This window comes from Paraburkholderia sp. RL17-337-BIB-A (genome assembly GCF_046025895.1).
GTDB classification, from domain to species: Bacteria; Pseudomonadota; Gammaproteobacteria; order Burkholderiales; family Burkholderiaceae; genus Paraburkholderia; species Paraburkholderia fungorum_C.
The window spans coordinates 276931-290138 of record NZ_JARESY010000002.1; the positions used below are offsets into that span (position 1 = coordinate 276931).

Consider the following 13208-nt stretch of genomic DNA (forward strand, 5'->3'; position numbering starts at 1 on the left):
CCGCACGATGACCCGGTCGTAAATTGAAATTGTCTCGCCCGCCAATGTGACTTTTGATCCGCGGGGCCGATCGAAGAACGCCAGGTGACCGTGTGCCGCTACAACGGCGTGATGATCCCATTGGGCAGTTGTAAGTGCGCTGCGGGAACTGAATTGTCCGGTGGTGCGGGTGCCCCTGGCAGCTAGCCCACCTGTGTAGCCACGATCAAGCGTTGCAAGCGAGCGTCTAAACACCACAGTGAGGGGTGTCTGGCATGGACAGGCGAAAGAAGGTGTGCGTTTCGGCCGATACGCATCCGCGTGGCCATTCGATGAGGACGTCTACAGCGTGGCGCCATCTCCGTGCCGCGGCTTTATTCTGCGCCGTCGCCGTGACGTGCACACACGCCGACGCCGAAGACCCGCCGTCAGGGACACTCGATGGCCTGTTCCAGTCGATTACGAAAAATACGGTCGACGCCGTCAAGAAAGGGATCGACAAGACGCTGAACAAAACAATCGGGAACTCGGGTGCCAGTTCAAACAGTAGCTCGACGGGTAACGCGAGCGCTGGTTCGAGCTCGAATGGACTCCCATCGCAAAGCACGGGAGCCGCTGCGCCGATGAGTGTCGCGCAATCATCCCACCCCGGCGTGCCAGCGAAGATTCCACTCACCCAGGATCAGATCGACAAGGGTGCGAAGGGTTACTACGAGAACTGTGCGAACCACACGACCTATCTTCGAAATCTGCACGATTGCAATTGTCTGACCGAAGGCTACAAGCAGATCGCGACCGCGAAACACAGTACGCAGCTTTCACCCGAAGAACAAAACCGGATCGGGCAGACCTGCCCTGCACCTAAGGCGACGACGTATGCATGGGTCTACAAGACCTGCGACGACTACATGCAGCATGTCCGGACGGACCACGCAGAGTTTTGCGGGTGCACTGCCGAGCACTTTTCCACGACGTTTCAGAGTCAGCCGAATTCGAATCTGCGCAAGGTCGAAGCCTTGAGAGCGGAATCGATGAAAGCCTGCGGGCTCGCTGATCGATCGCACAACATACATTGAAGGGGGCGACGCGCGGTGCTGGACGCCGCCGTCGCCTTAAGGTATTTCCGGAAAAACCGTCATGCGGCGACCAAGGCGGCGATCAGGACTCCCCGTTCACGCATCAGAATGCGGGCGGATTTCATGGTGTCGGGAGAAACGCTCGACGGGATCAAACGCTAGTTGATCTAGCGATGTTTGGGAGAAGCGCAGCATCCCCACACTCTCCATACATCGCCATTCCACTTTCGGCGAGCACCTCGGTCAACGAACGGCGCAACAGCTCGACGGGCCGCATGAGCCGCCCGGGAAGCGACCCATGAATGAACCATGCATCGATGCCCGCACGAAAGTCCGAGGTCTCGACAATCCGGAGCGCCGAGCGATGGACAGAACGTTCCAGCAGATCCGGCGTGACGAGTCCAATGCCGACACCGCGCGCAACCAGCGAAAGCTGCAACTCGGAACCAAACGCTTCGACAGCGACATTGAAGGGAAGTCCCGCTGCCTCCAGCGCCTGTCTCAGTGCCGAGCGCATTCCGCAGCCATCCTGATTGAGGACCCACTGACGCTGTGACAGATCCGCCAGCGTCATCGGCTTGTCGGGAAGACCGAGCGAGCGCGCCGCGACGATCACAGTCGGCAGGAACGCGAGGGGCGTAGCGTGCAACGTTTGAGGTGGCGAGAAGCTTGACGGCATCAGCACGATCGACGCGTCGAGCGACGCGCGCTCAACACTCTGCACAAGACCTGGCGACCAACCCGCTGTGACGCGCAGCGTAAGCCGCGGAAAAGCACTTCGCAGAAGATCGACTGGTTTTTCCAGCGCCACCTCCGCCAGAAACGGCGGCATGCCGATTCTCAACTCGCCGGCAGGCTCGCTTCCCGGCGACGCAACCGACAACAGATCGTCCACCGCGCGCAACACGGTGCGCGCGAGCGCATAGACCTCGTTGCCCGCGGCGGTCGGCTTGAGCGGCTTGCTCTGGCGATCGAGCAACTCGTTACCCAACGTGCTCTCAAGGTTTTGCACCCGACGTGTCAGGCCGGGCTGCGTGAGATGAAGCTTTTCGGCGGCGCGCACCATCGAACCGCTTTCGACGACTGCAACGAACGCCTCCAGATCGCGCGTATTCAAAGTGAACTCGCATAATCATTATCAACATATTTCAATTGTCGCATATTGAGCGGCTCATTAGGATGGCTTTTTCACATCCGTCCTGAGAGCGCCGTTCGATGAACTCATCCGCCGAAAACCCCGCCAGCGTTGTCGCGACGCAGGAGGCCGATACCCCGCAGCAGCTCACCGCGCTGCTCACCCTCTTTTTCGCAACGGCGGTGGGCGTGAATGTGATGAACCTGTTCGCCGCGCAGCCGTTGACCGGTGCGATCGGCCGCAGTCTGCACCTGGCCCCCGCGTTAGCGGGTCTTGTTGCCATGCTTCCGCAACTCGGCTATGCAGCCGGGCTCGTGCTCCTGGTGCCCTTGTGTGATTTGCTGGAGAACCGCCGCCTGATCGTTCGGACACTGGCGTGCTGCGCCGGCTTTCTCGCTATCGCGATGTTCACCGATTCGCGAGGCGTGTTTCTGCTCGCCGTATTCCTGGCCGGCGCGGCATCCAGCGTGATTCAGATGCTGGTACCGATGGCGGCTTCGATGGCATCGGAGAGCCATCGCGGAAGGGCCGTCGGCAACGTGATGAGCGGTCTGATGCTCGGCATCCTGTTGTCGCGGCCGGCTGCGAGCGTGATCGCGGGGGCGATCGGCTGGCGTGCTTTCTACGGCCTTGCCGGGTTAGTCGATGCGTTCCTCGCGGTGGTTCTCTACGTGAAGCTGCCCGCTCGCCTGCCGGTTGTCGCCACGCGCTATCCGGCGCTGTTGCGCTCGCTGTGGACCTTGCTGCGGACTGAACCGGTATTGCAACGCAACGCTGCCTCGGCTGCGTTGGTGATGGGTGCATTCAGCGCGTTCTGGACCGCGATCGGCTTGCGGCTTGCGCAGCCGCCGTTCAGCTTCGACATGAATGGCATTGCGCTGTTTGCACTCAGCGGCGCGACGGGTGCGATCGTGACGCCGCTTGCGGGTCGCGCAGGCGACTGCGGGGCGGGGCGCAAGGCACTGATTGCGGGTCATCTGACCATGCTCGCCGCCCTCGTGGTAATCGGCGTAGCAGGCGCAGGCTGGGGCGGTTTTTCAACAAGTACCCATCCGGTGCTGGCGGTTGCGTTGCTGGTTGCGGGCGCGGCCGCGCTCGATGCCGGTGTCGTCACTGACCAGACGCTAGGCCGGCGCGCGATCAACCTGATGAATCCCGCCGCGCGCGGAAGGCTCAATGGACTGTTCGTCGGGGTATTTTTTGTCGGCGGTGCGTTGGGCGCGATGTTTGCGGGGGCGGCATGGTCGCTGGCAGGTTGGACCGGTGTCTGTGCGGAGGGCTTTGTGTTCACCGGCGTCGCGTTTGTTCTCAGGCTGGTTGGGCTGGTTCGCGGCACTGGGGATTAACTCACAGTCCCACCGCGATGGCGCATGTTTTTTGCTTACAGAGAGTGCTTGTCGGGAGCGCGACGCGTGATAAGCCGCAACGTGGCCGCAGATCCCCAGCCGGTCCTGGAGGAGTCGCCATGCGTAGAACAAATGACACGGTACGCGCTGCAGTTTTTGCCGTCGCGATCTCAGTGCTTTCGGCATGCGGCGGAGGCGGAGGTGGAGGCGGCTCGAGTAATGGCACCGCGGCCACACCGGCGGGCGGCATCAATCTGCAAATTGTCTCGTTCGGCGACAGTCTTTCGGACGTCGGCACCTATGCGCCGATCGCGCGTGCGGTGGGCGGCGGGCGGTTCACGACCAATCCCGGACAAGTGTGGACCCAGAATGTCGCGCAATATTACGGCGACACGTTAAGCGCCGCGTACACGATCGACATCACGCATAAACTCACTGCGCAGAGCGGCCTTGGTTATGCGGAAGGGGGAGCCACGGTCGCGACGCCTGCAGACCAGTCCGATTTTCTGACCGCCGTGATCGGCAACATCGAAATGCCGGTCAATCAGCAGGTTTCAAGCTATCTGAGCGCTCACGGGAGCTTTAAAGCCAATCAACTGGTGCTCGTGTGGGCCGGTGCGAACGATGTGCTTCGCGCTGGGGCGCCGCCGGCCGCCACGCAGACCGTGCAGACGGCGGCCACCACGCTCGCTCAAATAGTCGGGCAGATCGTCCAGAACGGCGGTACGCACGTCGTGGTAGTCAATCTTCCGAACGTCGGACTCTCGCCGGACGGCCTCGCCTCGTCCGATGGCGGGGCAAACTTCACCCAGTTATCGGAACTCTTCAACAGTACGCTGAGCGCTGCTTTGCAGACCAATGGTCTGCAAAGCAAGGTCATCCAGATCGATGCGTATACGTGGTTGAACCAGATCATCGCGAACTTTCAGGCCAACGGCTTCGCGGTGTCGAATACGGGCCAGGCGTGCGACCCTAAGAAAACGCCCGATAACACGTCATTGCTATGCTCGCCGGCAACCTACGTGAGCGCCAACGCGGACCAGACGTACATGTTCGCCGACGACCTTCATCCGACCACGCACCTGCACACGCTGTTCGCTCAATTCGTGGAGCAGCAGATTGCCAAAAGTGGTCTGGGCCATTAAGTCGCGGGGATCACGCAAAACGTCAGGATACGGAACATGGAATTAGGGTTTATACTAATGCCAAGGTAGCGAGGCGGTGCGCCTCGCCCGTATATTGGCTACGCATGGCGTCTCGAGGCAACACCCTTTCCGGACGACAGCGGGCAGGCCGCCGTCAAACAACGGGAATCCGATCATGAAATCGCTCATCTCCGCAGCAATCGCCGCCACCGTTCTCGCCCCTGTCGTATCCGGATGGCTCGCGCGCCTTCCAGACGCAATCCGCGACGCCCTAAAGACTCGCGCCGAAGTCAGCGCGATCATGGCTGAGGCATATTCGCGCCAACACTGAAGCGGTACGTAAAGGTCGCTGACCTATTACGAATACCTGCTCTTTCCGCTGATCATTGCAGCACTCCATTTGATGGCGTGTTGAATCACGGCGTAGTGCGGTTGCGCGTGGCTATAACGCAGCCGCTCGCGACGGCTTCGCGTCGGCGACCGTCTCTCCACGCAGGCGGTCGTATTCCGCTTTGTCGATCGGGACCGCGTCGGGCTCGCCGAGTTGGCTTATCGGGATGCGATACGTTTCGCGCGCGCTCCAGGCCGCCAGCGCCGCGATGATCGTGACCCCCAACGTGATCGAGCCGACCGTGACAGGGATATTGTTCGATCCAGGCGGCGCAACCGTCGCAAACAGTGCGGGTAGCAGTGCGGTGATTAGCGTGCCAACGTTTTGCGCAATCGCCATCGCTGAAACGCGGGAGCGCGTCGGGAAGAGTTCCGGATAGAAACTTGGAAACACCGCGTTATAGCCTTGGTAGACGATTCCCCACATCAGCAGCGACATGACGAAAGCGAGCGGCACACTGTGGATGCTGATCGCGTAGAGATAGCCAAACGACAGCAGCCCCGAGCCGACCGCGCCCACTGCGACCGGCAGCTTGCGGCCGATGCGGTCCGACAGGTTGCCGACGAACGGGATCACCAGCACCGCGATGATGTTACCGGCCACCGGGATCCACAGATACACGCTCTTGTGAAAGCCAATCCCGTAAGAAGCTTGTACCGCGTACGCCGCGCCAAAGATCGTCGCGACGACAGGGATCACGTTCATCAGCGCCATGCACACGACGCGGATCATGTCCTTCCAGCTGTATTTGAAAGCTTCCCTGATCGGCGCCTTCGGTACTGAGGCTGCATCGGCTTCGTTGGCAAAAGCCGGCGTCTCCTCGACTTCACGCCGGATGAAGTAGCCCGCGACCAGCACGCCTGCGGAGAGCAGGAACGGAATGCGCCAACCCCATGAATTAAACGCATCCTCCGGCATGAAGTACGCGAGTGGCAGGAACACGGCCGCCGCGAGAATCTGGCCAGCCTGCACGCCCTGCAGCGCGAAGCTCGCGTAATAGCCGCGCCGGCCGAATGGCGCATGCTCGAGAATCATCGAACTCGCGCCGGAGATTTCGCCTGCCACCGCGAAGCCCTGAACCAGGCGCAGCACGACCAGCAGCGCGGGTGCGAGCATGCCGACCTGGTGGTAGGTCGGCAGCAGGCCGACGGCCATCGTCGAGACGCCCATCATGAACATGCATACGAGCAGCACGGTTTTACGGCCGTGTGTGTCGCCCCAGTGTCCCAGGAAGAACGCGCCGATCGGCCGTGCCACGTAGCCGACGCCATAGGTTGCCAGCGACGCGACGATCGCCACTTTCGGATTACCCGATGGAAAGAACAGCTGCGGGAAAATCAGCGCCGCGGCCTGCGCATAGATGAAGAAATCGTAGTACTCCAAAGCCGAGCCGATCCAGCCGCTTGCCGTTGCCTTTTTTGTCTGCTCGCGGTGATGTTGCGCCTCGTCCGTGCCGCCAGGCATTCCTTGCGATTTGGGTTCCATGTCGTCTCCAGAATTGATTCGCTTGGGAAAGGCGTCCTTCGACTTATTGAGTGCCGCTTGGGATCGCGTGGTCGATCAATGCTGGGACCGATATTGACACAAGTCCGCGAGGTGTGGAATAGTGTTCCATAGATAATGGAACAAAATTCCAGTCGGTGTTTACCCCGCCGTCGGTAATGCAAAGGAGGCACATATGGCAAACACATCACAGGAACTCAGCTTTACGGGCGTCCTGGATCGTGGTTTGGCAATCATGGAATTGCTGGCCGGAAGCGCGGATGGCCTGGCGCTGAGCGACATCTCTGACGAGTTACGGATTCCTCGCAGTGCGACCCACCGTTTGCTGACGTCACTGTCCGGTCATGGCTACGTCCGTCAGGAAGAGGAACGTGGGACGTACGTCCTGACATCGAGGCTTCAGGTACTTGCTTTTCGCCATCTGTCGGCGAGCGGATTCGTTGATGCCGTCCAGCCGGTGATTAACCGGCTGGCGATGGACACCGGCGAACTCGTGCGACTCGCGGTCGCGGACAACGGGCAACTAACGTGGGTGGCCCGCGCTCAAGGCGCTCGCTCCGGGCTTCGCTACGATCCGGACATGGGCATGGACGCCAAACTATCGTGCTCGGCGACTGGCTATGCATGGCTCGCCTGCATGAGCGATGAAGAAGCACTCGCCCTTGTTGAAGGGCAAGGCTTGGGCTCGCCCGATGAGTTCGGCCCCGCAGCTCCGCAGACGTGCGCGGACGTGCTGGAACGCGTTGAGCTGGCCCGCCAGCGCGGGTACGCAGTCGCGGTCCAGACCTTTACGGACTGGATGTCCGCGATGGCCGCGCCGCTCGTGCACCCGGTCAGCGAGAAAGCGATCGGTGTGGTGAGTGTGGCGGGCCCCGTGTCTCGCCTGACTGAAGCGCGCCTGCACGAATACGCGCCGCTCCTCCTGGAAGCCGTAGCGGAAATCACTCAACTCATTCCGGGGTCGCCATCGCTGATGAATCCGGCCATGGCAGCATTCAGCGCCCGGCAAGGGCTCGTTTCGCAGCCACTGTGAAATGAGCCACTCGACGCAGATGAATTGCGACCTGCTCGTCGTCGGTTCGGGCGCCTCGGGTCTGGCTGCGGCTGTCACCGCGGCGTGGCACGGTCTCAAGGTGGTGGTGGTCGATAAAGACGCCGTATTCGGCGGCGCAACCGCGTGGTCGGGCGGCTGGATGTGGGTGCCGGGCAATCCGCTCGCGAAGCGTGCCGGCATCCACGAAGATCCGCAGCAGCCGCGCACGTACCTCAAGAACGAGTTGGGCGATCGCTACGAACCGGAACGCGTCGAAGCGTTTCTCGACAACTGCCCGCACATGGTGGCGTTCTTCGACGAGCACACCGCGCTCAAGTTCGTCGACGGTAATCAGATTCCAGACATTCACGGCAACGTCGAAGGGGCGGCCACCCAGGGTCATCAGGTCATCGCCGCGCCTTACGATGGACGCGAAATTGGGCCACTCATCAAGCGGCTGCGCAAGACGATGCGCGAGACCTCGTTCATGGGCATGCCGATCATGGCCGGTGCGGACCTGATGGCGTTCCTCAGCATGACGCGTTCGCTCAAGTCGTTCGTGCACGTGACGAAGCGCTTCACGCGGCATCTGTTGGATCTGGCGCGATACGGTCGGGCGATGCAACTCGTCAATGGCGTGGCGCTGGTGGGACGGCTCGCCAAGTCGGCTGAGGCGCTGGGCGTCACACTGATGGAATCCGCACCAGCGAAGCGTTTGATTCTCGAAAACGGTGTCGTGCGCGGTGCGATAGTCGCGACAGCAAGCGGCGAAATCGGGATTCGTGCGACAAAGGGCGTCGTGCTGGCTGCGGGTGGCTTCCCCAACGATCTGAAGCGACGCAAGGATCTATTTCCGCGCACGCCGACCGGCCGCGAGCATCTTGCATTACCGCCTGAGAGCTGCTCGGGCGACGGGATCAGCCTTGGCGAATCGGCGGGCGGCATTCTCGTGACGGACGTCGCATCGCCTGCGGCGTGGGCGCCGGTCTCGAAGGTCAAGCATCCGGACGGAAGCATTGGCCACTTCCCTCACATCATCGACCGGGCAAAGCCTGGCGTGATCGGCGTGCTTGCCAATGGCAAACGATTCGTGAACGAAGCCGGTGGATACTACGACTACACCTCCGCGATGGTCGCAGCCGCACCGCAAGGGCAGGAAGTCGCGTCATGGCTCGTCTGCGATCATCGTTTCCTGCGCCGATATGGTCTCGGCTATGCACGGCCTTTCCCTGTTCCGGTCGGCTCTTTTGTCCGAAACGGTTATCTGCAGCGCGGCGCGACGATGGAAGAACTCGCCACGCGCTGCGGCATCGCGCCCGACGCGCTTGCCGAGACCGTCAAGGTCTTCAACGAACACGCACGCCGTGGCGAAGATCCGCAGTTCGGACGTGGTTCTACACCGTACAACCGCAAAGGCGGCGATCCATTGCACAAAGGTCCTAACCCCTGCGTTGCGCCGATCGAGCACGGTCCGTTCTACGCGGTGAAGGTCTTTCCTGGCAGCTTCGGCACTTTCGCCGGGCTGGGGACGAACGGTTCCGCGCAGGTGCTTGATCAGGATGGCAAACCGATTGCCGGCCTGTACGCGGTGGGTACGGATATGGCCAGCATGATGGGCGGTTTCTATCCGTCGGGGGGCATTAATCTCGGCCCCGCCATGACGTTCGGGTACATCGCCGGCCGCCATGCCGCGGGTGCGATGGACTACGAAGAGAGCGACCAGCAGAGCGCGGGCGATATGACGCCGCAGACGACCAGGGGCGTTCCAACGCCCGCACATTGACGGCTACGCCACGCCGCCTCCTACGGGTTGGTGCCACGTCGTATTGGCGCGGCGGCGCTCGCCCGTCCTATAAACGGAGATGCACATGTCACAGCAAAAGTCCCAGCTCAATCTCCGTCCGCTATCGCTTGCTGCATTGACGGTGATCGAATTGACGCCGCCGCAAATGGTCCAGTGCGCCGCAGACGCCGGCTACGATTTCGTTGGCTTGCGGCTTATTCCCGCCACCGACACGGAAGTGCGTTATGACTTCATCGGCGACACGCCGCTGAAACGCGAGACACTAGCTGTCCTGAAGGACACCGGCATTGGCGTGCTCGATGGCGAAATCCTGCGGCTGAAGCCCGACACGAACGTAGCCGACTACAAGGCGATGCTCGAAACGTCGGCCGAACTCGGCGCACGCTACGTGCTCGTCGCTGGCAACGATCCCGACGAAACGCGCACCGCCGATAACCTCGCCAAGCTCTGCGACCTCGCCGCGCCCTTGGGACTCACGCCGTCGATCGAACCGATGCCGTGGACCGATGCGAAGAACATCACGCAGGGCGCACGAATCGTGAAGGCTGCGGGAAGAGCGAATGCCGGGCTCCTCGTCGATCCGATTCACTTCGATCGCGCGGGCTCTTCGACCGACGAACTACGCGCATTGCCGCGCGAATACTTTGGCTATCTGCAATTCTGCGACGCACCCGCCGAGCGTCCCAAGGATCTGGAAACGCTGCTCTATCAGGCCCGAGCCGAGCGGCTGATGCCAGGGCAAGGTGGCCTCGACCTCGCGGGTATTTTGCGCGCGCTGCCTGACGATATTCCGATCAGCATCGAAGTGCCGATGGAAAACTGGGCGAAGACGGCAAAAGCCACCGAGCGTGCGCTGAAGCTTCGTGAAGCAACGCTCGCCGTGCTCGATGCGACATACGGTTCCGCCTGATTCTTCCGTGGCTCCTGGAGCGACGAAAAGTCTTTGAACATCCGTTACGGAAAAGCAGAACGATCATGAGACAGATTCAACTCGTCGTTGCCGGCGCGGGCGCCATCGGGCGGCGTCATATCGAACTGATCCAGGAGAGTGACCGTTGTCAGTTGGCTGCCATCGTCGACGCGGGACCGGCTGCCGCCGAAATTGCCGCCAAGGCCGGCGTTCCACTCTATCGCTCGCTTGGCGAACTCTTCGAAAAAGCACGGCCGGGCGGCATCATTCTCGCCACGCCGAACCATCTTCACGTCGAGCAGGCGCTTGAGTGCGTCGCTGCGGGCTTACCGGCGCTGATCGAAAAGCCGGTCGCCCACACCGTGGAGGAAGGCGAGCGTCTGCAAGCTGCGGCCGATCGCGCCAAGGTGCCGTTGCTCGTAGGACATCACCGCGCCCACAGTCCGATCCTCGCAAAAGCGCGCGAGATCATTCGACAAGGGCGTCTCGGCACGCTGGTCGGCGTCATGGGTAGCGCCATCTTCTACAAGCCGGACGACTATTTCGACGTCGCGCCATGGCGGCGCGAGGCGGGTGGAGGCCCCGTGCTGATCAATATGATTCACGAGATAGGCAATCTGCGTTCGCTGTGCGGCGAGATCGTTGCCGTGCAGGCGCAGTCGTCGAACGCGAGACGTGGGTTTGTGGTGGAGGACACCGTCGCCATCGGTTTGCGTTTTGAAAACGGTGCGCTCGGCACGTTCCTGCTTTCCGATACCGCGGGCTCCGCGCGCAGTTGGGAGCAGACGTCGCAGGAGAACACGGATTACCCAAGCTACGACGACGAGGACTGTTACCTCATCGTCGGCGACATGGGATCGCTGTCGGTGCCGACAATGCGACTCAAGACCTATGCGCGTAAGGAAGACCGCTCGTGGTTCAAGCCGTTCGAGACCGGCGTGGCCGAGATGGTTCGCGCCGACCCGCTTGAAAAGCAACTGGCGCATTTCTGCGACGTGATCGCCGGGACCGCTCAACCGCTCGTCACGGTTTATGACGGTATCCAGAATCTGCGCATCGTCGAGGCCATCGCGGAAGCAAGCCGCACCGGCGCCATTGTGAACATACGGCGCCCGAGCGCTGCCGTCTGAAGCTAAAAGCTGTCCCATTCGTCAGCGTTGGCGGTTTGCGCCACCCGAACGGGTTGCGGTGCGGACCGCTTCGCTGCAGGCGTGACCGGCGCTCTCGCGCGCACCGGAGCCACCGTGCGTGCCGGCGCGACGGGACGCGTGGCCCCGGCCTCATGAGCCACGTCTAGCCTGAACATCGATACGGACGCTTTCAGATCGCTCGCCTGCGACTCGAGCGAGCTGGCGGCGGCCGCCGCCTGTTCGACCAGCGCCGCGTTCTGTTGCGTGACTTCGTCCATCTGCGTGACGGCCTGGTTGACCTGGCCGATGCCCTTGCTCTGTTCCTGTGAGGCGGCGGTGATTTCACCAATGATGTCCGCCACGCGTCTGATCTCATGAGTGATCTCGCGCATCTTCGCGCCCGCTTCCCGCACATGGCCGGCGCCTGCCTGCACGCGCTCCACGGATTCGTGGATCAGCTCCTTGATTTCCTTGGATGCCGCCGAGGAGCGCTGCGCCAGCGAACGTACTTCCGAGGCGACCACCGCAAAACCCCGTCCCTGCTCACCCGCACGCGCCGCTTCGACGGCCGCGTTTAGCGCCAGGATATTGGTCTGGAAGGCGATGCCCTCGATGATGCCGACAATGTTGGCGATCCTGTCCGAACTGGCGTTGATGCCGTCCATGGTTTCCACCACGCGTGACACCACGGTGCCACCCTGTTCCGCCACCGCGGCAGCCTGCGCAGCGAGCTGGTTGGCCTGACTGGCATTGTCGGCATTCTGGGTAACGGTCGAGGTCAGCTGCTCCATGCTGGACGCCGTTTCCTCGAGCGAGGCGGCCTGCTCTTCGGTGCGCTGCGACAGGTCCTGGTTACCCGCGGCAATCTGGTGCGTGGCAGTGGCAATGGAGTCGGCCGACACCTTGATCGTGCCGATCGTGTGCGTGAGCTGCTCCTGCATGCGCTTCATCGAGAACAGCAGGCTCGAGCGGTCATGCGGTGCCGTCTTCACCACGGCAGTCAGATCGTTGTTGGCAATCTGGTTGGCGATCCCGGCGGCATAGGACGGCTCGCCGCCCAGTGAGCGGAGGATGCCGCGGTTGAGCAGCACCACGACAGCTGACAGGGCACCGGCCAGGATCACCAGAATGCCGAGGCTCTGATACAGCGTCGTGCGGAACGCCGCATCGAGGTCGTCGATATAGATCCCCGTGGTGAGAATCCAGTCCCACGGCTGGTAGGTCGCGTTGTAGGAAATTTTCGGGGAAGCCTCCGTGGCTCCTGGCTTCGGAAACTCATACTCAGTAAAGCCCTGGCCATCACGCTTGATGACAGCGACCATCTCCCTGAACATGTAGACACCGTTCGGATCCTTGTAGTCGCTGACGTTCTTGCCATTCATACTCGGTTGCATCGGTTGCATCACGATGGTCAACTGCGAATTCAAGATCCCAAAATAGCCGCCTTCGCCATACCGGATGTTCCGGATGCTGTCCAATGCCCGCTTTTGGGCTTCTGCCACGGGCATGGCGCCAGCGGCTGCCTGATCGCCAAAGGTCTTGACCACACTCTGGGCGATCTCAGACGCGTGTTTCAGGTCCGCCTTGCGCTCGTCCAGCCGCATTTCTCGGGTCTGGTAAGCGTTATAGATCGATATTCCAGCCAGACACAGTAGGCTCAGGACCAGTGGCAGCCAGAGTTTTTGAACAAAAGACAGTTTCATAGGATCACGAATCTTTCAATTTGGCTATTGCAAGTGACTTCGAGAATATTGCG

At 61.6% G+C, this 13208-nt stretch carries 11 protein-coding genes; 8 read left to right on the plus strand and 3 right to left on the minus strand.

The window, feature by feature from the left end:
- Positions 1 to 371 precede the first annotated feature (371 nt).
- Entirely contained in the window at positions 372 to 1055 is a 684-nt protein-coding gene (locus P0D84_RS22240; protein ID WP_408340412.1) for a hypothetical protein, read from the plus strand.
- A gap of 151 nt (positions 1056 to 1206) precedes the next feature.
- Here P0D84_RS22240 and P0D84_RS22245 read toward each other — a convergent pair whose 3' ends face one another.
- Positions 1207 to 2172 (minus strand): LysR family transcriptional regulator, encoded by a 966-nt coding sequence (locus tag P0D84_RS22245; protein ID WP_408340414.1) that lies wholly within the window; start codon positions 2170 to 2172, stop codon positions 1207 to 1209.
- 98 nt (positions 2173 to 2270) lie between these two features.
- Between P0D84_RS22245 and P0D84_RS22250 the strand changes: the two genes are divergently transcribed.
- The 3 genes from P0D84_RS22250 (at position 2271) to P0D84_RS22260 (ending at position 5012) form a co-directional block, all read left to right on the plus strand.
- Complete coding sequence (locus tag P0D84_RS22250; RefSeq protein WP_408340416.1) at positions 2271 to 3536, plus strand: MFS transporter; 1266 nt, start codon at positions 2271 to 2273, stop codon at positions 3534 to 3536.
- A gap of 119 nt (positions 3537 to 3655) precedes the next feature.
- Positions 3656 to 4681, plus strand: coding sequence for an SGNH/GDSL hydrolase family protein (locus P0D84_RS22255; protein WP_408340418.1), 1026 nt, complete (start codon positions 3656 to 3658; stop codon positions 4679 to 4681).
- 175 nt (positions 4682 to 4856) lie between these two features.
- Complete coding sequence (locus P0D84_RS22260; protein ID WP_408340420.1) at positions 4857 to 5012, plus strand: hypothetical protein; 156 nt, start codon at positions 4857 to 4859, stop codon at positions 5010 to 5012.
- Positions 5013 to 5123: 111 nt separating this feature from the next.
- Here the strand turns inward: P0D84_RS22260 and P0D84_RS22265 are convergent, their stop codons facing one another.
- The gene (locus P0D84_RS22265) at positions 5124 to 6557 is read right to left on the minus strand and encodes an MFS transporter (RefSeq protein WP_408340422.1); all 1434 of its coding nucleotides are present in this window, start codon (positions 6555 to 6557) and stop codon (positions 5124 to 5126) included.
- Positions 6558 to 6750: 193 nt separating this feature from the next.
- Here P0D84_RS22265 and P0D84_RS22270 point away from each other — a divergent pair, with 193 nt between their 5' ends.
- The 4 genes from P0D84_RS22270 (at position 6751) to P0D84_RS22285 (ending at position 11452) form a co-directional block, all read left to right on the plus strand.
- Positions 6751 to 7608, plus strand: coding sequence for an IclR family transcriptional regulator (locus P0D84_RS22270; protein WP_408340424.1), 858 nt, complete (start codon positions 6751 to 6753; stop codon positions 7606 to 7608).
- Position 7609: 1 nt separating this feature from the next.
- Positions 7610 to 9391 (plus strand): FAD-dependent oxidoreductase, encoded by a 1782-nt coding sequence (locus P0D84_RS22275; RefSeq protein ID WP_408340427.1) that lies wholly within the window; start codon positions 7610 to 7612, stop codon positions 9389 to 9391.
- Positions 9392 to 9476: 85 nt separating this feature from the next.
- Positions 9477 to 10322 (plus strand): sugar phosphate isomerase/epimerase family protein, encoded by an 846-nt coding sequence (locus tag P0D84_RS22280; protein ID WP_408340429.1) that lies wholly within the window; start codon positions 9477 to 9479, stop codon positions 10320 to 10322.
- A gap of 65 nt (positions 10323 to 10387) precedes the next feature.
- The gene (locus tag P0D84_RS22285) at positions 10388 to 11452 is read left to right on the plus strand and encodes a Gfo/Idh/MocA family protein (RefSeq protein WP_408340431.1); all 1065 of its coding nucleotides are present in this window, start codon (positions 10388 to 10390) and stop codon (positions 11450 to 11452) included.
- 2 nt (positions 11453 to 11454) lie between these two features.
- Here the strand turns inward: P0D84_RS22285 and P0D84_RS22290 are convergent, their stop codons facing one another.
- Complete coding sequence (locus P0D84_RS22290; RefSeq protein ID WP_408340433.1) at positions 11455 to 13155, minus strand: methyl-accepting chemotaxis protein; 1701 nt, start codon at positions 13153 to 13155, stop codon at positions 11455 to 11457.
- Between the last annotated feature and the right edge of the window lie 53 nt (positions 13156 to 13208).